Annotated in this window: 18 protein-coding genes; all 18 read right to left on the bottom strand. The window is 37.0% G+C overall.

Translation table 11 applies throughout. The annotated features are described in order from the left end of the window. Positions 1-251: 251 nt before the first annotated feature. The 18 genes from asnB to BUC07_RS09015 all read right to left on the bottom strand — a co-directional run bounded on the left by asnB (position 252) and on the right by BUC07_RS09015 (position 22571). On the bottom strand, positions 252-2234 hold the full coding sequence (gene asnB / locus BUC07_RS09100; RefSeq protein ID WP_073168567.1) for an asparagine synthase (glutamine-hydrolyzing): 1983 nt from the start codon (positions 2232-2234) through the stop codon (positions 252-254). A 55-nt stretch (positions 2235-2289) separates the two neighbouring features. Continuing rightward, positions 2290-3183 (bottom strand): peptide chain release factor N(5)-glutamine methyltransferase, encoded by an 894-nt coding sequence (gene prmC / locus BUC07_RS09095; RefSeq protein WP_073168565.1) that lies wholly within the window; start codon positions 3181-3183, stop codon positions 2290-2292. 1 nt (position 3184) lies between these two features. After that, positions 3185-4735 carry a class I adenylate-forming enzyme family protein gene (locus BUC07_RS09090; protein ID WP_217652671.1) on the bottom strand — a complete coding sequence of 517 codons (1551 nt, stop codon included), beginning with the start codon at positions 4733-4735 and terminating at the stop codon, positions 3185-3187. 225 nt (positions 4736-4960) lie between these two features. Next, the gene (locus tag BUC07_RS09085) at positions 4961-5215 is read right to left on the bottom strand and encodes an acyl carrier protein (protein ID WP_073168562.1); all 255 of its coding nucleotides are present in this window, start codon (positions 5213-5215) and stop codon (positions 4961-4963) included. 23 nt (positions 5216-5238) lie between these two features. After that, a complete protein-coding gene (locus BUC07_RS09080) occupies positions 5239-6711 on the bottom strand; it encodes a class I adenylate-forming enzyme family protein (protein WP_073168560.1) in 1473 nt (490 codons plus the stop codon). Positions 6712-6715: 4 nt separating this feature from the next. Beyond that, positions 6716-7702: an NAD(+) synthase gene (nadE, locus tag BUC07_RS09075; RefSeq protein WP_073168558.1), complete on the bottom strand. Its 987-nt coding sequence runs from the start codon at positions 7700-7702 to the stop codon at positions 6716-6718. Between the two features lie 107 nt (positions 7703-7809). Then, entirely contained in the window at positions 7810-9762 is a 1953-nt protein-coding gene (locus BUC07_RS09070) for an Ig-like domain-containing protein (RefSeq protein WP_073168556.1), read from the bottom strand. A gap of 98 nt (positions 9763-9860) precedes the next feature. Then, complete coding sequence (locus tag BUC07_RS09065; protein WP_073168555.1) at positions 9861-12608, bottom strand: Ig-like domain-containing protein; 2748 nt, start codon at positions 12606-12608, stop codon at positions 9861-9863. Between the two features lie 43 nt (positions 12609-12651). Next, entirely contained in the window at positions 12652-13524 is an 873-nt protein-coding gene (locus tag BUC07_RS09060) for a hypothetical protein (RefSeq protein ID WP_073168553.1), read from the bottom strand. Between the two features lie 31 nt (positions 13525-13555). Beyond that, the gene (locus BUC07_RS21460; RefSeq protein ID WP_073168551.1) at positions 13556-14089 is read right to left on the bottom strand and encodes an acyltransferase; all 534 of its coding nucleotides are present in this window, start codon (positions 14087-14089) and stop codon (positions 13556-13558) included. A 178-nt stretch (positions 14090-14267) separates the two neighbouring features. Continuing rightward, on the bottom strand, positions 14268-15581 hold the full coding sequence (locus BUC07_RS09050; protein WP_175552505.1) for a nucleotide sugar dehydrogenase: 1314 nt from the start codon (positions 15579-15581) through the stop codon (positions 14268-14270). Between the two features lie 17 nt (positions 15582-15598). Next, positions 15599-16576, bottom strand: a complete 978-nt coding sequence (locus tag BUC07_RS09045; RefSeq protein WP_175552504.1) for an SDR family oxidoreductase — start codon at positions 16574-16576, stop codon at positions 15599-15601. Positions 16577-16653: 77 nt separating this feature from the next. Next, positions 16654-17511: a hypothetical protein gene (locus BUC07_RS09040; protein WP_217652670.1), complete on the bottom strand. Its 858-nt coding sequence runs from the start codon at positions 17509-17511 to the stop codon at positions 16654-16656. Positions 17512-17513: 2 nt separating this feature from the next. Beyond that, a complete protein-coding gene (locus BUC07_RS09035; RefSeq protein ID WP_073168548.1) occupies positions 17514-18530 on the bottom strand; it encodes a Gfo/Idh/MocA family protein in 1017 nt (338 codons plus the stop codon). Further along, positions 18527-19624: a glycosyltransferase family 4 protein gene (locus BUC07_RS09030; protein ID WP_073168598.1), complete on the bottom strand. Its 1098-nt coding sequence runs from the start codon at positions 19622-19624 to the stop codon at positions 18527-18529. The genes BUC07_RS09035 and BUC07_RS09030 overlap by 4 nt, the downstream gene beginning before the upstream one ends. Positions 19625-19629: 5 nt before the next feature. Then, the gene (locus tag BUC07_RS09025) at positions 19630-20700 is read right to left on the bottom strand and encodes a glycosyltransferase (protein ID WP_073168546.1); all 1071 of its coding nucleotides are present in this window, start codon (positions 20698-20700) and stop codon (positions 19630-19632) included. Positions 20701-20852: 152 nt separating this feature from the next. Next, positions 20853-21362, bottom strand: a complete 510-nt coding sequence (locus BUC07_RS21455; protein WP_073168544.1) for an acyltransferase — start codon at positions 21360-21362, stop codon at positions 20853-20855. 273 nt (positions 21363-21635) lie between these two features. Beyond that, complete coding sequence (locus BUC07_RS09015; protein WP_073168542.1) at positions 21636-22571, bottom strand: glucosamine inositolphosphorylceramide transferase family protein; 936 nt, start codon at positions 22569-22571, stop codon at positions 21636-21638. Between the last annotated feature and the right edge of the window lie 5 nt (positions 22572-22576).

Raw genomic sequence — 22576 nt, 5'->3', positions numbered from 1 at the left:
ACAGCAATTAGAAATCAAAACCATGATACCTGGCTCACTATTTAAAATTGTTAGTGAACAAATATTTTCTATAAATGGGACAAGATTTACAAGGCGAAAACAAGTTTTTCGCTAATCCCTGACTTCAAGCTATGTTTTTGGATAAACTACCCCAAGACAGGGCCATCGAGGTATCAAAAAAAGTTTGCTTTGCAGACATTATTATTTCCGGCTCCAAGCCCCGGAGTATAAAACCACAATATGAATAATACCTAATCAGATTTTAAGCTATTAATTATTCTGCAATTTTTTAATTCACCGCTATTGGGAGTGATTGGTTCTTTAATAAACATTTTATATAACATTTGAGTCGATAAAATGCCAACCAAAGCCATTTGATCAATTTCCGAAATAGTATCTTGTTGTTCTAATTTAGCAAGAAATGTTTTTACTTTTTTCAGGTTAAAAATTCCATAGGAAATAATTGATTCATCTGAGAGGAAATCATTAAAATGATCCGGAGTTTTAAAGTTATACAGACTTGTTGAAACAGGTGCGCGGTAGGCCTGTTTTGACCTGTTTGTTATTGAAGCAGGAATTTTTCCAACGCTCAGTTTTTTTAATATGAATTTTTCATTCAGGCAATTCAATTTAAAATTGTCGGGTAATTTTGAGCTGAATTCAATAAGACGATGGTCTAAAAACGGGTAACGTCCTTCCACAGAATTCCCCATCGCCATTCGATCGCCCTGGGAGGATAACAGATACCCGGACATAAAAATAGTTGCTTCAAGGTACTGAGCCTTGGCGAGTCCGCTCCACCGGGCGAAACCGTCAGGGAGTGCTTTTAATGCACCAGGCGAACTGTTGCTGTTCTGCGAAGAGATAATATCATCAGAAAAAAAAGATTTCAACCGGCTTGTATTATTCCAACGTAGCAAGTGAGAATACGCCGGATTTTCAGTTTCGCTTAATTTGTAACCAAAAAACATTTTTAATGAAATTTCCGGTGCATCTTTTACCAGTGGAATATAAGGATAAAGTTTTGTCAGTAATTTCGGGCGGATTTTGGAATTGGGCTGCGAGGCCCAAAACCTTCTGATTTTTGTTTCTTTAAAGATATTATATCCGCCAAAAAATTCATCTGCGCCTTCGCCGGTTATTACAACTTTAATATTGTTCTCACGCACCTTTTTTGATAACAAGAACATAGGGATAGGGGAAGTTCTCAAAATTGGAAATTCAGTGTGCCAAATTGTTTGGGCAAAACTTCCGGCCAATTCTTCTGAAGTACAGGAAAAAGCGATGTGATTTGTATTAAAAAAATTTGCCGCTTCACTTTGATAACCTGATTCATCATAAGCTTTTTCAGAAAATCCTATTGAAAATGTATTTAAAACGTTTGGTTCAATTTTTTTAATATAAGAAGTTGTAACACTTGAATCGAGTCCGCCACTTAAATATGCACCAACCGGAACATCAGCTTTTAATCTTATTTTTACTGCATCGTCGAGTAAATTGTCTAATTCTTCAATCGAGTCCGACAAATTCTTGACAATTGGTTCTTTTGTGGAGGTGTAATCCAGGCTCCAATACTTATTGATTTGGATTCCTCTTGAACTCACGTGCATGTAATGTCCGGGCTGTAATTCAAAAATACCTTTAAAAGGAGTTTTGGGTGTTAGAGTTGTCCAGTAAGTAAAGATTTGAGAAAGACTTTCCTCATCCAAAGATCTTTCTACATGTTCCAGTGAAAGCAGTCCTTTTATTTCAGAACAAAAGGCAAAGGAATTGTTTTGGTGCCAGTAAAAAAGCGGGCGGATACCAACCCGATCGCGCGCCAGGAACAATTCTTTTTTATTTCTGTCCCAAATACAAAATGCAAACTGACCATTAAAGTACTTTAAACAATCTGCTCCATAAGTGGCATACATTTGTACCACTACCTCGGTATCGCTCGTCGTTTTAAACCGAACACCTTTTGTTATTAATTCTGACCTTAATTCAGTATAGTTAAATATTTCTCCATTATAAACGATCCAGTATCTGCCCGATTGATCCGACATAGGCTGTTGGCCGGAGGTAAGATCTATAATACTTAACCGAACACTGCCCATTCCCACATTTGAATCCTGCAAAATACCACTCTCGTCGGGTCCCCGATGTTTAATCAGCGAAAGCATATTTTTTACAATCCCTTCCGTTGATGGCTCTTTTGACGATTGATAATTGTAGATTCCGGCGATTCCACACATAGTATCTGGTTGTTTTATTTATATTTTAAATATGGCGGTAGAGAAATGGGTGTTTTTATTTACAGCAGGCAGCTATAACCCTTATATTTCCTGAGGTATCTTTTGCAGAGGTAACAAATTCCCAGTCTCCTGATTTCTCACAAATTTGAAGGATAAAGGAGCCTTGCCCAACACCAACTTCGAAAATTAACCACCCATTTTCAGAAAGAAATTTTGGTGATTCTCTAATTAATTTTTGAATTAGTTTAATTCCCATCATTCCACCATCAAAAGCCAAAGCAGGTTCGTGAGATGCAATTTCAGGATTCATTTTAGGAACTTTTGATGATGAAATATAGGGCGGATTACATACAATCAAATCGATTTGGCCCCAATATTTCGCTGAGTCAAAACCTGCAAACAAATCACTTTGTTTAGCTGTTGCTTTATGCCCTAATTTTAAAAAATCAATATTCTCTTTTGTCAGTTCAACTGCCCCAGGAGAAAGATCCGATAAATATACTTTTACATTTGGATGTTTACTGGCGAGTGCCAACCCAAGGTTCCCCGATCCGCAACAGACATCGAAGATAGCAATAACCGATTTTTCTTTTGACAGTTTTAGGCAAATCTCATGTGATTTTCGCCCTAAAATTTCAGTTTCTTTTCTGGGGATTAGCGCCCGGGGATCACATTTAAATTCAATGCCCATAAAGTTTTGGCGACCAGTCAGATGAGCAAGCGGAATCCCTCTCATACGTTGTTGGACCAGTTGCTGCAATATATTCTCCTGATTTACTGACAGTTGAGGAAGTGGGAGATGCACTGCTTTTTCAGCAGAAACAGAATTCCCATATGCTTTGTGCCACAATGCCCTTATTGTTGAATCAATGTTTTCTTCAGGTTTATCCTTTAGAAAAATAAGGCTATGCCGTAATTCCCGACTGATTTTAATGAACAATTCCTCCATTTTAATGAACTAAAAGTCTTTTTTTTAGCTCCGCTTTATCTATTTTACCATTACTGTTCTTGGGCATTTCTTCTACTAAAATAATTTTATGGGGAACCATAAACGGTTCAAGTTTTGACGAACATACTTTTCGAATCTCCTTTTCATTAAATAGCTCATTGTTGTGTGTTGTTACAAATGCAATTACGGATTCACCCAGTACTGGATCAGCAGCACCTAATACTGCAACTTCTTTTACCCCTTCAATTTTATATATCACATTTTCCACTTCAACCGGACTAACTTTTTCTCCCATGGTTTTAATAATATCATCGCTTCTTCCCAGAAAGTACAGGAAACCTTCCTCATCCATTTTAAATAAGTCCTGCGCACACAACATTCTCTCACCAGGAACAGGCCCCGGTTTCAACATTTGCTTACTCAACTCTTCATTATTCCAGTACCCGGACATTACGTGCGGCCCCCTGACATACAATATCCCGGGCTCGTTCGGAAGAACCGGGTTACCATCTGCAGATAAAAGCAAAACTTCTGTTCCGGGAATAGCTTTCCCCACAGAACTGGTTTTCACATCAATTAGCTCAGGTTCCAGATAACAAACTCTTTTGCATTCAGTGAGCCCATACATTTTGAATATAAGTGAATTAGGAAATATATTTTTTAAATCAACAATAAATTCTCCAGGAAGGACTGCCGCGGTATTTGTTATTTTTTTGATGCTTTCAAAAGTGATTCCGGTTTTCTTATGCATCGAAATCATCAAAGCATAAATTGAGGGGACACCAGGGAAAACAGTTGGTTTATACATCTCAACTTGTTTAAATACTTCAGGAGGAAAACTAAAAGAGTTATCAACAATTAAAGTTCCCCCTATTGTAACAGCCATAATTAATTGGTAAAGTCCGTAGTCAAATGCTAATGGTAATACCAACATTATACGGTCTGCCTCGGTTAACCGAAGATACTCCACAAGGCTCCATGAAGTAAAGACCATTGCCTGGTGTGTCATCATCACTCCCTTTGGAAATCCAGTGCTGCCTGAAGTGTAAATTAAGGCTGCCAAATCATTTGGGATGATACGGGGCAAATTAGCTTCGTGATCATTTGTTTGAATAATTTGTTCAAAATTATTATACGCTTTACCATTATTTAATTCAGCATGAATTTCACCTGTAATAATAACCTGCTCCACAGACTCTAATTCATTTAGCGCAACTGAAAGCTCACCCAAAAGCTGACTTTCAGAAATAACCATTTTTGCGCTGCAATCCTTCAATATATAATTTAGCTTTTCAGCTTTTGTGTTTGGATTTATTACAAGAAAAACACCTCCTGCAAGTGTGATTCCATAAACGGAAACCGCGCTTTGCCAGCAATTATTCAAAAATATTGCCACACGGTCTCCTTTTTTTATCCCCTCTTTTACAAGATAAAAAGCTAAATTGCCGGCGGACTTTTCCAACGACTGGTAGTTATAGGTTTTTCCCCTATAAATTACCACCGTTTTATCCGGATGTTTCCTTGCCGAAAACTCCAAAGCTTCTCCCAACAAGCGTTGGGGTTTACAAAACATGTTTCAATATTTTTAATGAAAGTTGCAAACAGATTATGAAGTGAAACGCTTTCCCGGATTATTCACAAATAATCCCTATCTCTCCCGATGACTATCGGGACGACTAAGATTCAGTAAAACTTTTTTTTAAAAGTTCAACTTCATCTAAGTCGGGATTAACCTGAACTTTATTCATATTTTTAAAATTTATGAATAGTTCAGGCTTTATGACTGAAGTTTTCTTTGTACAAAATTTGAAATTGCATCTATCGATTCAAAATTTTCTTCTGTTAGTTCTCCACCTGAAGGTGTAACTGAAAATTCTTCTTCTATAAATCCAATAATCGACATAAAACCCATCGAATCCATAACTCCTTGTTCAAAAATCAAGGTGTCATTATCGATTTTTCCATCTTCAGCATAAGAAGCCTTCACGATAAACGCTCTTATCTTTTCCTGTATTTGAAGTAATTTTTCCATAATTTTGTTTTTTTAATAAGTTGCTAATTTGACAGTTCATTTTCATTGATTTTTTTTCCCGTTGCACTAAATTTCATTTCAGTTTCAAACTGAATTACAGAAGGTATTTTAAAATTGGATAGATTATTGGCGCAGTGCTGCTTCACGACTTCTTCAGTTAAATCCATAGCGCCATCTGATACTATTATTGTTGCCTTTAAAGCATGCGTAAAAGTATCATCCTTTACAGCCGTTATAGTAGTATCTATAACGCCCGGAATCATATTGACAACCTCTTCTACTTCTTTGGGACTTAGCCTGTTGCCTCCAATTTTAATAATTTCCTTTTTTCTTGAGACAAGATATATATAACCCTCGTCGTCAATTTTAGCCAGGTCACCGGTGTATAGCCAACCGTTTCGAAGAGTTGTATTTGTTTCTGTTGCATCTTCAAAATACCCCGACATAACATTATCCCCCTTTGCTATAATTTCACCCACTTCTCCCTTAGATACTATGTCTCCATTAGAGTTTACTACTCTTAATTCGACTCCGGGAATTCCTTTGCCAATTGAACCTAATTTCTCTTTTAGTTTCGCTGGAGGCAGGTACGATAAACGGGCGGTAGCTTCAGTCTGACCATACATGGTATAAAACTGAATATTTGGAAAAGAATGGATAAATTCTTTGATAAAAGTATTATGCAATTTGCCACCAGCCTGGGTTACATATCGAAGCGAAGGGAATTCTGTGTTTTTGAAAAGATTGTTTTTTCTTAACAAAATTTGAAAATGACTTGGAACACCGGCAAAACCTGTACAATTATATTTGTTAATATTATTTATTGTTGATGCCAGGAAGATAAAGTTATTATTTAAAACCAATTGGCCTCCAACCCGCAGGTGGGTATGCAACAGTGAAAGGCCGTAGCAATAAAAGAATGGTAAAACAACCAGCATTATATCATTCTCTTCTAATTCCAGATATTGAATAATTGAATTTGTATTGGCAATTATATTTTTATGCGTTAATATAACGCCTTTGGGAGTGGATGTGGAGCCTGAGGTAAATATTATTTCGGCCACACGGTTTTCATCAAAATCTTTTTCTATCTCACAACGTTCTGTTGTTTTGCCATTTATTATTAGTTCAAGATTCTCTTCCGAAATTATATCGATTTTTACATTTAGTTTTTGAACTCCCTTTTTCGCAATAAACCCCAAAGAACATTTTGTCTTTTCTCGAATAAAATCAAAATTCTTTTGTTCGACCGTTGGATTTAAGGGGATACAAGTATTTCCTGACTTGATAATGGCCAGATAGGCTATAACAAAAAACAGGCTATTTTGAGCTATGAGAATAATGTTATTATTTTGCCCTACATATTTTTGCAAATATGCTGCTAATCTATATGAACTTTCGAATAGGGTTGCATAGGAACACTTTTCCTGAGGACCTAAAATAAAATCCTTCTCCAACGCGTATGTATTTTCGAAAAGGTAGTCAATACTGTTCATTTTCCTAATATTTTAGAGGTTGCATCCTTAAATATTCAGTTGTCCTTTTTTTCCTTTCAAGACTTTTATACGCTATTTCTATATATTCAGCCGATTTTCCCAAAGCTTCTCCAACTTTATCAGGGGATATTTTGTTTTCCATGCCATACCAAATTAAATCCATTTCCTGATGAGGCAGCTGGAAGAAAAACTCCTCCTGGGTTTGTTCGGCAGAGTAGGTGTCTGTTGTTGGTGTGCGCTTGATAATCTCATTTGGGACACCCACATGCTCCGCTAATTGATAAACCTGCGATTTATATAAATGCGCAATAGGCATTATGTCCGCTCCTCCATCACCATATTTTACAAAAAATCCTTGTTCTACCTCGTGTTTGTTTGGGGTTCCAACTACGGCATAATGTAACTTCTCTGCATGATAGTATAGCATAGACATCCGGCTGCGTTGTTTAAAATTCGATGCGGCAACTATCTGAAGGTACTCCTTTATGGGTAAGATCTTCCGTTTTTCTGTACCATTACTATTAACTATTGTAATTGTAAATACCGGTGGCAACGATTGATTTAAACTACGTTTATCAATTCCAATTTTCATTTTGTAGGTATCTGGATTGTATTCCGGAAATACACGAACCACCGCCTCGTCTCTTCTTTTATAACAACCAAATCCTTTTAAGGCACCTGTAATGTTTTCTTCAATGGTTTGAACATTGAATTTTTCAGCCAATTTTTGTGCAAAAGCGATGCTTTCACCACTGGAGTCTTTTTCAGGCAACATGATACCAATTACATTTTCGGAACCAAGTGCTTTTACTGCCAGGGCAAGGGTTAACGAAGAGTCAACGCCTCCACTTATTCCAACTACTGCCCCTTTGCGTTTTAAAATTTCAGTGATATCTTTTTTTAACCTTTTTGATATCCTGTTTACTTCTTCTTCTACATTTTCAATTTTCAAAATTTCTTGTGAAAATGATTTATTGTTTTTCAGGTTCATAGTGTTAAAATTTACATTTCGTAGTATGGTTGTTCTTAACTTAAAATCTGCACCTTATAAATAAAAATCCCCAAACAGCCCAATTCTGTTATATTATCAGCGACTAACTATTTTTTAATGACTTTTTGAACCGTTAATTCATTATTTGCATCAACAATAATGAGGAAATTATTGCCTTCAAAATTCACTAACGATAAGTTTGAAAGTTTATCAAACACTTCCTTTTTCATAAGTAACCGACCTGAGAAATCCCGAATTTCAATGGAGGCTCCCTGGTCAGAAATACGATCAATTTGAATTTTTATCTCTCCGTCCGTCGGATTTGGAAAGACTTTAACACCTGGCTGGGATGAACGGAGTTTTACGCCAACCGGGATAGCAATGAAATACTCCTTCGTACTAGTATATTTTGATTCATCGGTAGCCATTGCAATAACTTTAACCATACCTGGGTTTTGTGTTGTCAATAATCCCGTGCTGTCTATAATGGCCTCTCCTGTAATATTTTCGACAAACCAATCCGTCTTTTGATTTGTTGCGTCTGAGGGAGTTAGGATTACATCAAATTGTACCTGTTTTCCAATACCTCTAATTGTATCACCCGGAATATTGCTGATTATCTCCAGTTTCTTAACCAGAATCGTCTGGTTCTTAATGGTTATTTGTAGTTCACCTGTCACTCCTGAGCTGTCGGTAGCACTTGCGATTACCCGGACAATCCCTTCTTTTTCAGCAGTGAGCAACCCGGAAGAGTTTATGGTAGCGCTTCCTGTTTCATTAATAACTGACCAGTTTACCGTTTTAGTTGTAGCATTAGCGGGCAGGACTTCTGCCTGTAATTGCAGAATTCCGTTATTAGTTGAAATTGTGTTGCCCCCGCTAATCGAAATACTTTTCACCGGCACATACACATCCGTGTAAACAGTCCATCCTTTATTTTCAAGATTGGTTTTATAAATCCATCCTTCTTCGGTTGGCGGTTGGTTATTGCGTAAATCAATGGTGCCGTTTTGGGGATCAGTACCAAGCTCATCCATTTGCCTCAATACATCATCGATTCCTGCAGAAGTAAGCTTATTAAAACTTAAGTCTAATTCTTTAATCTGAACGCAACCTGCAATATTTACTTCGCTGAGTTCATTATGGTCCAAATCCACAATTCCCCAAAGATATTCATTTTTAAAAGCTCCCCTAAAATCAACAGAAGTATATTCATTCCCATATGCACGTATCTCAATATGCCTGTTTGGATTTGATTTTGGTATAACTAATTCTCCCTGCTGGTTGTTATTGTCTATTAACAGTTCCGCAATATTGGGGTATCCACTCATATCATTAAAAAAATGCTGATTGGAGAAATCGATATGATGAATACATAAATGCCACAAACTATCCGTCTTATCAGGTAATGTAACAGCAGTAAAGCTATTGTCAGATGCACGTAAATCCTGTAAGTGAGGCGAATCGCTCAAATCAAGAGTTTGTAAGTTGTTAAAATCAAAGCATGCTCGCTTTAATTTATTTGTATTGGTAAGATTAACTTCTTCCAGCGTAGTCGAAAGGAAGCATTCTATCGTTTCCAGTTCTGCGAAGTTACTGAAATCCAATTCAGTAATATCGTTGTAGGAAGAACACCATTCTTTTAAATAAGGAGCAACCAGGTGGAGGTTCTCGACCGAAGAAACTTTTTGATCTTCAACAAGTTCTATATCCGGGGATCCATCATCTCCTGCATCGTATCCTATGTTTATACGCCGCACTGCACTCCAGGGAGTAACCTTTAGCCTGTTGGCTCTTAACGCATTTGACTCGTAATCTTTCGTTGGTGCAGGCGAATTACTCGTGGTGCCATCAGCCCATGTCCAGGTAACCTCTGCGTCGGCTTGCAAGGTTAGCACAGGTGAAAAAGAACTGCCAGTAGTGTAAAAAATGATTTCATCGGAAAAATCCTGTGCGATATTCTGGTTTGTTTCTTCGTTGTTAAGACCCGAAAAACAATCCTGGATTGGAAAAATAAAAAACAGGCTGGAAATAAAAATAGTTATTGCTTTTTCTTTCATCTGTAATGGTTTAGTATGTAAAATAAATTGAAAACTGAAAAACTGTTGTTTTTTCTTTTAGAGATCAAAAAAACTAATAGCCAAATGACACTCTATCATCAGCGGTTTTTAATGACTTTGTGAACTATTAGTTCATTATTAGTTCTAATAATTATGAGGAAATTATTGCCTCCAAAACTTTCCAATGAAAAGTATGAAAGTTTTTCAAAAACTTTTCTCTTCATAAGTAATCGACCTGAGGGATCCCAAATTTCAATATCAGCTCCCTGATCAGAAATACCCTCAATTTGAATTTTCATCTCTCCTTCCGTAGGATTTGGGAAAATTTTAACACCTAACTTGGATGAATTGAGTTCTATACCAAGAGGGATTACAATAACATATTCCTTCGTACTTGTATGATTTGATTCATCAGTTGCCTTTGCAATAACTTTAACCACCCCCGGATATTGTGTTGTCAATAATCCCGTACTGTCTATAATGGCCTCCCCTGTAATATTTTCAACCGACCACTCAATGTTTTGATTTGTTGCGTCAGAGGGGGTTAAAATTACATCAAATTGTACCTGTCTCCCAATACCTCTAATTGTATCACCTGAAATAGTACTGATTATCTCAATACTTTCAACAAGAATCTTTTGATTCGAAATGGTAATTTGCAGTTCCCCGGTGACTCCGGAGCCGTCAGCAGCAGTGGCAACAGCTGTGACTGTCCCGTCCTTTTCGGCAGTTAGCTGCCCCGAAGCGTTTATGGTCGCACTTCCTGTTTCATTGCTGACCGACCAGGCTACTGTTTTGTTTGTTGCATCGGCGGGAATGACCTCTGCCTCTAATTGCAAGGTGCCGTTATCGGTTGATATTGTATTCCCTCCGATTATTGAAATGCTTTCCACGTGAATAACCTGGTTCGAGATGGTTACCTGAAGGTCTCCGGTGACTCCGGAGCCGTCAGCAGCAGTGGCAACAACTGTGACTGTCCCGTCCTTTTCGGCAGTTAGCTGCCCCGAAGCGTTTATGGTCGCCCTTCCTGTTTCATTGCTGACCGACCAGGCTACTGTTTTGTTTGTTGCATCGGCGGGCATGACTTCTGCCTCTAATTGCAATGTGCCGTTATCGGTTGATATTGTATTCCCTCCGGTTATTGAAATGCTTTCTACGGGAATAACCTGGTTCGAGATGGTTACTTGAAGGTCTCCGGTGACTCCGGAGCCGTCAACAGCAGTGGCGACAACTGTGACTGTCCCGTCCTTTTCAGCTGTTAGTAGCCCCGAAGCGTTTATGGTCGCCCTTCCTGTTTCATTGCTGACCGACCAGGTTACTGTTTTGTTTGTTGCATCGGCGGGAATGACCTCTGCCTCTAATTGCAAGGTGCCGTTATCGGTTGATATTGTATTCCCTCCGGTTATTGAAATGCTTTCCACGGGAATAACCTGGTTCGAGATGGTTACCTGAAGGTCTCCGGTGACTCCGGAGCCGTCAACAGCAGTGGCGACAACTGTGACTGTCCCGTCCTTTTCGGCTGTTAGTAGCCCCGAAGCGTTTATGGTCGCCCTTCCTGTTTCATTGCTGACCGACCAGGCTACTGTTTTGTTTGTTGCATCGGCGGGCATGACTTCTGCCTCTAATTGCAAGGTGCTGTTATCGGTTGATATTGTATTCCCTCCGGTTATTGAAATGCTTCCCACGGGCACATATAAATCCGTAGATACGGTCCATCCTTTGTTTTCCAGATTGTTTTTATGAACCCACCCTGTATAGGTTGGCGGCTGATTGTTGCGTAAATCAATAGTGCCGTTTTGGGGATCAGTACCAAGCTCATCCATTTGCCTTAATACATCATCGATTCCTGCAGAAGTAAGTTTATTGTAACTCAGGTCCAGTTGTTTAATCTGAACGCATCCTTCAATATTTACTTCGCTAAGCTCGTTATGATCCATATCCACAATTCCCCAAAGATATTCATTTTTAAGAGCTCCCCGAAAATCGACAGAAGTATATTCATTCCCAAATGCACGAATCTCAATATTCCTGTTTGGATTTGATTTTTGAATGACTAATTCCCCTTGCTGGTTGGTATATTCTATTAACAAATCCGCAATATTGGGGTATCGGCTCATATCATTAAAAAAGTGCTGATTGAAGAAATCATTATGATGAACACATAAATGCCATAAACTGTCAGTCTCATTAGGCAATGTGATTGTAGTATAGCTATTGGCAGCCGCACGTAAATCCTGCAAGAGAGGAGAATCGCTCAAGTCAAGATTTTTTAAGCCATTAAATTCAAAGCATGCTCGCTTTAATTTATTTGTATTGGTAAGATTAACTTCCTCCAGCGTAGTTGAAAGGAAGCATTCTATCGTTTCCAGTTCGGTAAAGTTACTGAAGTCCAATTCAGTAATATCGTTGTAAGAGGAACACCATTCTTTTAAATAAGGAGCAACCAGGTGGAGATTCTCGACCGAATAAACTCTCTGATCTTCAACAAGTTCTATATCAGGAGTGCCATCATCTCCTGCATCGTATCCTATGTTTATACGCCGCACTGCACTCCAGGGAGTAACCTTTACCCTGTTAGCCCTTAACGCATTTGACCCGTAATCTTTCTCTGGCGCAGGCGAATTACTCGTGGTGCTGTCAGCCCATGTCCAGGTAACCTCGGCATCGGCACGCAAGGTCAGCACAGGTGAAAAAGAGCTGCCGGTGGTGTAAAATATGATTTCATCGGGAAAATCCTGTGAAATATTCTGATCAATTTCTTCGTTGCTATGGCCCGAAAAACAATTCTGAATTGGGAAGATAAAAAACAGGCTAAAAACAAAAATAGATATAGCTTTTTCTTTCATCTGTAATGAGTTTGCTTGTTTTATTTTCTTATAATCTTTAAAGTTACTTTACTTTCGCAACGTTTTCATGCAACATGTCAACTTCTGAAGAATCCTGTTTGCTCAACTTGGTTATCTCAACAATCCGTTGACACAAAAGAGGAGCAGCTTTTTCGGCTAATATCTTATTTGGATGGGAATCTGTCGGGCTACTTGCATATTCCGGTTTTAAATAAAGATCACCTTCAGTTTCAATATCATAAAAATCCCAGATATAGATGTTATCGTCTGGGGTATCCCACTCTTTTCGAACCCAGTCAAAAAAAGATTTCGCCCTTTGCGCTCTTTCCTTAGTTATGCTTTTTTCGACCCGTGCGGCCCCCGTCCATACCAGGAATTTAGTATCGGGAAACTCCAGCATTTTTTGTTTCAGAGCGTTATACTGAAGTTTGTAGTTCTCGATCCTTTTTTCCGGGGAATTGATATCAGGTTGATTGATATCCTCATCGATATCACTAACCGGGAAACAATGTTTGAATACAATCATGTTGTATTTTTTTGTGAGTATCTCAAGGGTGGGTTCATTCATATAAGGTGCTTCACCGGCATTCTTTACCCAGATGTTGTAATAATCATACGGGTAATTATTCCAGCCATAAGGCTTTTTTTTGGGGAAAAATTGTTCCTCAAAAACATAGTTGGTTCCATGCTTTTCGTTATAATCTTCCAGCCACTTTGCCACAAACGATTTTTGATTTATCAGCTTCCCAATGTAACGAATTGGTGGGGAGCCGGCATTTTTAATGATATTTCCGGTGCTGTGATGGAGAAAGAGGATTTTATACTCATTACCTGATTCCTTCTTGTTAAAAAACCTGAATAATAAGATGGCCACCAGTAAAATTGCACCTCCAAGTATTAAGTAATTGAATTTCATGTTACTACAAATTGAAAATTTATAAATAAATTTATTCTACACCAAAGTGTTTTTTAATTAATCTTTCTTTTTCGGATGGCGACAGGTTGGTCGTATTCAAATAGCCTTTGCTATTGCGAAAAATCAATTTCTGAATGTGAAAATTTGACACCACTTTGGCTGGATTTCCCATAATAACTGAATTATCGGGAAAATTACCCCGGACAACACTACCGGCTCCGACAATGCAATTGTCCCCAATGGTTGTGTTCATTAAAATAATGCTTTTAGCTCCTATAAAAACATTGTTACCAATTTTAATTTTACCACAAACAATTCCATCAAATTCATCCCTGAAACAATGAACAGAACCATCGTGTGTAAAAAATTCGGTATCACTGGCAATGATCGTCCGGTTGCCAATTTCTATTAAATAGGGCTCGGTTGAAAACTGCATGGTATTTATCAGGCAATTTTCCCCAATTTTCACTCCTTGTTTTCGCAGATAACGAATTCTCTTTTCTGGACTGCTTCTTAGTAATAATTTTTCATATATCTGCTTAATTAATCCTTTAATTAATTTCATTTGATTTCAGTTACTGTTGATAATTAACCATAGTACAAATATCAATAAAACACTGATAAACAAATAATTGAACCTCCGTAATTGATAGAGTCAAAAATTTAATTCGCTTAAAGATTCAACAATACTAAACATTTTAAAAAGGTATGTTTTAAAATCCTTAAAATAACCTTTTTATCATTTACAATCTTCCATCAACTAATTCGGGACTGAACAAACCTTTAACATCGTAAATAATACAGCCCTGTGATTTATGAGCTTGTATATTAATCTTTAAAAATTCATGATGTGCCGCGACAAGGATAATGGCATTATAACCATTTCCCTCCGGATATTTACTCATCATATGAATCTGAAATTCATTTTTTACTTCTTCGGGATCCGCCCAGGGATCATAAACGTCAACCTCCATTCCATATTCCCGAAGGTTACGGTAAATATCAATGGCTTTTGTGTTACGAATATCAGGGCAATTCTCTTTGAAGGTAATGCCCAACATGAGTGCCTTAGCCCCTTTTACCGACAATCCATTAATTATCATTAATTTAACTAATTCAGACACCACGTATTTACCCATACTGTCGTTGAGTCGGCGCCCGGCAAGGATAATTTCAGGATGATAGCCAAATTGCTCTGCTTTCTGTGCCAGATAGAAAGGATCAACACCAATACAATGTCCTCCGACCAGCCCAGGTTTAAATGGCAGAAAATTCCATTTTGTACCGGCTGCTTCCAAAACTGATGATGTATCAATATTCATCAAATTAAAAATTTTTGCCAGTTCATTAACAAATGCAATATTAATGTCGCGCTGACTATTTTCAATAACCTTGGCGGCTTCAGCCACATTAATAGCGGGGGCAAGGTGTGTTCCGGCCAAAATTACAGAACGATAAACGGAATCAACGATTTGGCCTGTTTCGGGAGTGGAACCCGAGGTAACCTTTTTAATTTTTTCCACCGTATGCTCCTTGTCTCCGGGGTTTATACGTTCCGGGGAATATCCTGCAAAAAAATCAACATTGTACTTTAATCCCGAAGTTCTTTCCACAACGGGGATACACTCCTCTTCGGTTGCTCCCGGGTAAACCGTTGATTCGTAAACCACAATATCACCCTTTGATATCACTTTCCCAATGGTTTCACTGGCTTTTATCAAAGGTGTCAGATCCGGATGGTTATAACGATCTACCGGTGTAGGAACAGTGACAATGTAAAAATTGCAGTTTTGAATTTCCCCAATATCGGTTGTGCAGAACAAACCCGGGCTATTTTCCCCGTTATTTTTTGTAATCGTGGGATTGTTTATCGTCAACACTTTTTTTAATTTTTCCGGTTCTACTTCAAGTGTTGAGTCGTTTCCCCCCATAATTTCAGCAACTCTGGTACTGTTTATATCAAAACCAACCACAGGGTATTTTGTTGCAAATAGCCGGGCAAGTGGCAAGCCAACATATCCAAGTCCTACTATCGCAATTTTAATCTGGTCTATCATTTTTAGTATTTTTTAATTTACTTCAGGTTTTCCCAATACCATTGCACCGCTTCCTTTAATCCATCGCGCAGGTTATATTCAGGATGATACCCCAGCAATTTTTGAGCTTTTTCCACAGATGCGAGGGAATGGGGGATATCCCCTTTTCGGGCCGGCCCGAATAAGAATTGAATATTTTTTATGACTGGATCGTATTCAGAAAGAAACTCTCTGAGATATCCGGCCAATTGGTTTAACGTGGTACGCTCTCCGTATGCCGTGTTATAAACTGTGTTAATGGAATCCGGATTATTTACCGTTAAGGCGAGCAAATTCATCTGAATCACATTTTCGATATAGGTAAAATCTCTTGAATATTCGCCATCACCGTTAATTACTGGTGACTGATGGCTGATCAACAATTTCACAAAATGTGGAATTACCGCAGCATAAGCCCCGTTTGGATCCTGTTTTCGCCCAAAAACGTTGAAGTAGCGCAAGCCTATGCATTCGATACTGAAAAGTTTTGAAAAAACATTTGCATACAATTCATCTACGTATTTGGTTACGGCATAGGGGGAAAGAGGCTGTCCAATTACATCCTCCACCTTTGGAAGTCCGGCAGAATCGCCATAAGTTGAAGAGCTTGCCGCATAAACAAATCTTTTCACCTTGGCATCTCGCGCCGCAATCAGCATATTCAGGAATCCGCTGATGTTCACTTCATTTGTTGTTGCCGGGTCCTTTATTGAGCGCGGCACTGATCCCAGTGCGGCTTCGTGTAAAACAAAATCCATTCCGTGGACGGCTTCCCTGCAATCATCCGGATTTCGGATATCACCGGTAATCAGTTTAAAGTTGGGATTTGGGAGCAGAAACTCTATATTTTTCATATTACCCGTTGAAAAATTGTCGAGGCACACTACCTTATTGCCAAGTTCAATCAATTTTTCACACAAGTTGGAACCAATAAAACCTGCTCCACCGGTAATCAGTATATTGCGGTTGGATATCATTTTATTAACTATTTATTAAACAATGTTGTTTGGTAAAAACCTCTGTTAGATGCGAAAGGTCCTGTCCGGGGAGGGGATTATTTACAATGAGTTTCAATTAAACTTTTTGTTTCCTCAATATGGCTTTTTGAGGAAGCACCAAATAATACAGATTCTATTTTCGGAAATCTGCCCAGGTATTCAGTGGCTTGTTCAGGTCGTAACGCTCCGGCAGCCAACACTTGCATAGCCACAGGCCTGAATTCTTTTTCTTTTAGGTATTTTTCGTAAACTTCAATGCCGCCACTCATCCTGAACCCAATTTTGTTGATGGAACTACATATTATAGGATTTTCTATACCAACAGAGTTCAAGGCATCGAGCAGTGCAGGCATATTCATAGTAATGTAGCCCGGTTCGGCATTGTACTTTTTTCGGATGTATGCATCATATTCCTTAAATACTTCAAACATTTTTAATCCAAGAATCAAATCGACAAGCACATTTTGAATAAAAATTACAGGGGTTTTAATACCCCTAAACATTTTCATTTCGGCATCTATCAATAATTCCATCAAAGACTTAAAGTCTTTGCTGATAAAAGCAAAACCTCCTTTGGCAAAGGTACCGAATACATTTCCCGGGACATACTGTTTGATTGTTCCCATGATCCCCAATTCGGTAACAGCATTAGCATATTTGTGCGCATAAGGCATACAGGGATAAATATTAAAATCTTTGTACCTCAATGGATTTGCCCGCATATGGTCGCATATATTTCCGATACGGTCGTGCGTAGTGCACATAAAGGTATTGATGCCCAAATCTATGGCCTGATCGATTACATTAATAATGGCCGAATCTTCCTTAAAACGGATCGACTGTGCTCTTGCTTTTTCGTCGGAAGCATGATTTACCGCAAAAAACTGGTTGTCGCCAAATAGAACTTTATCCATGTTTATTGTTTTTTGTAGTCAGCTATAATTAATTCAATAACCTTATCGGTACAAAGACCCTGTTCAAACGAGTTATAATCTGTTTGTTTTTTTTGCTTGATACAATCGATAAAATTGTCGATTTGCGCACTGTACTCTTCACCCCGAAGGTAGAAATCTACCGGAATGGCGAGGTCGGTGATATATTTAATGGTCCAGCCTTTATCCAGGCCTTCCTTTTCAACAGGTTCGTTTAGGTATATTTTAATTTCTGTGGCATCGCAAATTATTTTTCCGTTTTTCCCCTGGACAGTGATTGATGTTGACATTTTTCGGTAGGTTTCATCGCTCCAGTTTACCGACAAGATCCCACTTAATCCGTTCTCCAATATTAGAGTGCCATAAACGGCATCTTCAACGCTTTTTGAGAATATACGCTTTAGCTGAGTGCCGCTTGCCTTTACCGGGCGGGCAATAATTTCCTGGATCAGATTGATAACATGCGATGCATAGTCGTACAGGCATCCACCGCCTTCCTCAGATTTCGACCGCCAGGTTCCCACCTTTTCCTTTACTACCACCGGGCCATAAGCTTCTCCTGAAAAATGAACCAAGTCGCCCAATACCCTGGACTGAAGCAGCCGTTTTAGTTCCCTGAATGTTCCGATAAAATGATTATGATACCCCACTTGATTGAACACTCCCTTTTCATCAGCTAACCTGACTAACTCCTCCCCTTCTGAAACGGTGAGGCTGAATGGTTTTTCGCAAAACACATGCAATCCGCGTTCCAGTGCCAGTTTTACCATTGGATAATGAAATCGTGTTGGAGTGGCGATTAAAACAAAATCCAGTGGTTCCTTATTCATCATTTCCTTATAATCGCTGTATGTTTTTACCTGGCTGTATTTTTTAAAAGCATTTAATACCAGCGATGAGGCATCACAAACGGCCACCATTTCTGCATCAGGCTGGGCGCCCAAAATGGCTGCGTGGGAAAGCCCCATTTTGCCCAGTCCGACTATTGCTCCTTTTATCATTGGTTTAGTGTTTTTTTATATACGTTAAAAGTGGATAATGCAATTGAATCCCAATTGTATGTTTCATTCAGTTTATTATCGAAGTCTCTAACTGTAGGATTTTGTAATTTTGCTAAAATTTTTCTTGACAAAACTTCAGAATTACCTGCCTCAAAATAATCATTTTCTTCAAGTCCGACCTCTAAGTTAGGAGGTATATCTGATGACAAAACATCTATATTGTAACTCATAGCCTCTAAAAGGGAAATTGGCAGACCTTCCTGAAAAGAAGACATTATATAAAGGCGCGAAAAAGAAAATATTTGTTGTAATTTCTCACCTTTGATAAATCCAGTAAGAATAATATTATTTGCTTTAGCTTTATTTTTTAATTTTTTGCTATACGTAGTGGGATAGTCTGTATCTCCTGCAATTACCAGTTTAATATCACTTACCCCTGTCAATTTATAAGCATCAATTAAATAATCAAATCCCTTCTCTTCCAAAAACCTTCCTATTGCTAAGATATAATTATACTTTTCAAGACCTAATGATTCTAGATAATCAGAATGAACAGCACGTTTAGGTGTTTTTATTCCGTTTCTGATAATCTCCCATTTTGATAATTTATATTTTTCAACCAAAATATTTTTCATAGTACCTGAAATAAAAATAATACTATCTGAAAAGTTGATACTAATTCTTTCTGTCAGGTGAAGAAATAATTTAGAAGCTTTGTTCCACTTTTTTTGCGTATAGCTAAGATTATGATAAGTGAATACAACTTTTATATTAAAAAGTTTTAAGATTGGAATAAATGCCCCCGGACCGGTATTGTGATAGTGAGCAATATCCGGATTTAGAAAAATGGTATAAACGGTAGAGAGAAAAGAATGTAAAAATGTTTCCAGATATTTATTCTTAGGAACCCACAAATCGATAAATCTTATCTGTTTATAGATTGTGTTATATTCTTTTACATAGGGTTTTCTCCTAAACACAATTATTTCACAATTAAAATTATCTGCAATTTTTGTGTATAATTCTTCGCAATGTGTTTCAATGCCTCCCTGAATATTGGGAAAACCTCTTGTGCCGATAACACAAATTTTCATTTTCTTCAATGTACAAGTTGATTAATTAAGGTGAGGTAATTATGTTCAAATCTGGCAACCGAGAAGTTTTCTTTCAAATGTGTATAACTATTATTACCTAATTCAGTTCTCAATTTTTCATTCTCCGATAATTCCAGTACATGCATTCCGAGATTTTCAAAATCTCCTGGTTTCGTCAAATATCCATTAAATCCATTTTTTACAAGAAATTCATTATCACCCACATTTGTAGCAACAATTGGCAAGGAAAAACTCATAGCTTCCATAATAGAGTTGGATAAACCTTCAAAAAGTGAAGTTGACAGGTAAACATCTGACTCTGCTAAATATTGATACACATTTTTAGGATTCAGGACTAAAGATACATTGTTAGTAAGAGATAACTCATTTATCCAATTTCTAATTTTGGTTTCAAATTCTCCATACCCAATTATCGTGTAATGAATGTTTTTATTTTTTGAGTTTGTTATTGCGTAATGAATAGCTTTAATTGAAGTCATATAATCTTTTTGACGAACAAAACGGGCTACGGTAATGACTCTAATAAACATTTCATCTTTTTTAATCGCAGCCCTATTATTAAACTCAAAACAATTGTGAATAACCATCATTTTGTTTGCATCGAATCCATAGTTTATGCATTCCTCTTTTCCACTGAAACTATTGGAGATTGACATTGTAAGAAAATGATTGTGGAGAAATCGCTGAATAAAATTCTTAATTACCGAATGTTTTGAATTTCTGATGCCACCGATACGATGCTTAACCTTTAAAACAGAGCCTACAACTGCATTAATTAAATTACCAATAAAAAGATAAGATATAATAACTGATATTTTCTTCTGTTTACAAAAATTAAAGAAACTTACTATTTTCCTTAAATGACTGCCTTTTAATAAAATCAGTTCAATATTGTGTTCCATTATCTCATTCATAAACTTTTCTTCGATTTTATGTGAATAATAAACACAATAGTAAACTTTAAAATACTTATTTAAAAATTTGGCAAGCATAAGACCTTGTTTCTCAGCCCCACCGCTTATTAACCAATTATTGAGGATAACAATTTTTTTCATTTAGTTCGTTAACTCAAGATTTAAAAGGATAAGAAGTTTATGTTAAAATTTTATTATTCCACACCGAATTCGCTTATTCTTTAATAAATAGTCAAAATAATATAACGCACCATAATCTTCCTTGTAAATAATACTGAATAATGTTCTAATCCTCAACTAATGTTAAAATGCTTTAACAGAAATTTTTTTTTGGACCTTCTTGATAAATGTTTGGTTTCAATAACCTCATTTTTAATTTTATTGTAATAATCATCTGTTGATTTGATGACCCTTGCAGGTGAACCAACTGCTACTGAGTTATCAGGAATGTTTCTGGTTACAACAGATCTTGCTCCAACAATTACATTATTACCTATTTTTACACCTGGCAATATAATAACGTCATAGCCTAAATAAACATTATTTCCAATTTTGATTGTACTAATTTTATCCCAGTGTGGATGTCTCTTTCTAAAAATCCATAAGCCACCATCATGGGTTTCAAAATGTACCTTTGTAGCAGAAACATGATTACCAATTTCAACAAGATATGGTTCAGTGCTGAATGACAGCTTATAAAATCTGCAATCGGAACCAACCTTAACTCCAATCTTTTTTGCCCAAAGTACCTGATTAAATAATCTGTATGGGAGGTAATATAATTTAATTAATTTAGGAAACATATTGAGTTTTTAAGTAAAATACTAGGCATCCAACTTTTTGATAAAAAAAATTAAATTCTGTAATAATTGCTTAAAATGATGATTAAATAATCAGTTACTATATAAATATTACCATGAATATATCATAAAATTAAAGGCTGATTATTGATATCCAGTTCACCTACTATCAACTAATTAAGTTTTTTTTGGAAAATAAAGGTCATTTTGAATATTGGTATAATCGATTACAAATATTATAATCTTCAATGTTAAAAACTTATGACTGAATCAGTCTTAAAAATAAAGACTGAGTTTTCGTTTAATGATTTCCCTGATCTGAAATACTGGTCGGAATGTCCAATGCATTCCATCAACTGCAATGATATTATCCATGATATTGATGGTATGGATGGTATGAATATTTTTATTCTTTATCTTATTGATGCAAATATCCATATATGTTTCCTCAACAAATTTGGTTTCACTTAATTCTGTAACTTTTTGAATCGTTATTGATTTGCCATATTGCTCTTCGCAGTTTTGGGCAGGTCGGTACAAAACTCCATCCACCCTGATAAAGTTACCTGCTGACCGGGTTCCGTTTAGTCCTTCTTTCACCGGATTATTGGGGTGAGCAATGTATGTACCCAATAAACTGTCTGAGAAAAAGAGATGTAAATAATATTCATTGTCGTTTTTGCTTGTGGTCCCAAAAATATAGTATTTACCGTTGTGCTTTATAATCGTGGAATCAAGCAAAGGTAAATCCAACATTATTTTTATAAATACAAGGGATTTCTTTTCTGAAACATATTCATAACACGACAAACTGCCCGATTGTTTTGATTCCGGAAAAACATATACCTTGTTATTCTCCTTATAAACAAAGGGATATGAAAGGTGACTTTTGATGTCTAAAACTGTTTTTCGATTTATTTCTTTGAAGTCATGATCAAGTGACATCATGGAAATATTACCATAATTGTTTTTGTACAGATATTCCTCGAAAATAACACTAATGCTTCCATCATTTGACTCCAAAAAGAAGGGGTCTGCATCAAATTTAGCCAGAGATTTTAAATTTAGCCAGTAAATGTCGGGATCAAAGGATTTATTTTTGATTATATTATCAATATTATCGCGGAAAATTCCGATTGTCCATTTCTTAAAATATAATTTCTGAAATTGTGATGATACTATATCTTTTAAGTCACTCACTAAACCACTCATCTTAA

The sequence above is a fragment of the Tangfeifania diversioriginum genome, from assembly GCF_900141875.1.
GTDB lineage: Bacteria > Bacteroidota > Bacteroidia > Bacteroidales > Prolixibacteraceae > Tangfeifania > Tangfeifania diversioriginum.
Note: the sequence above shows the minus strand (reverse complement) of the source record. Positions and strands in the feature narration are given on the sequence as shown.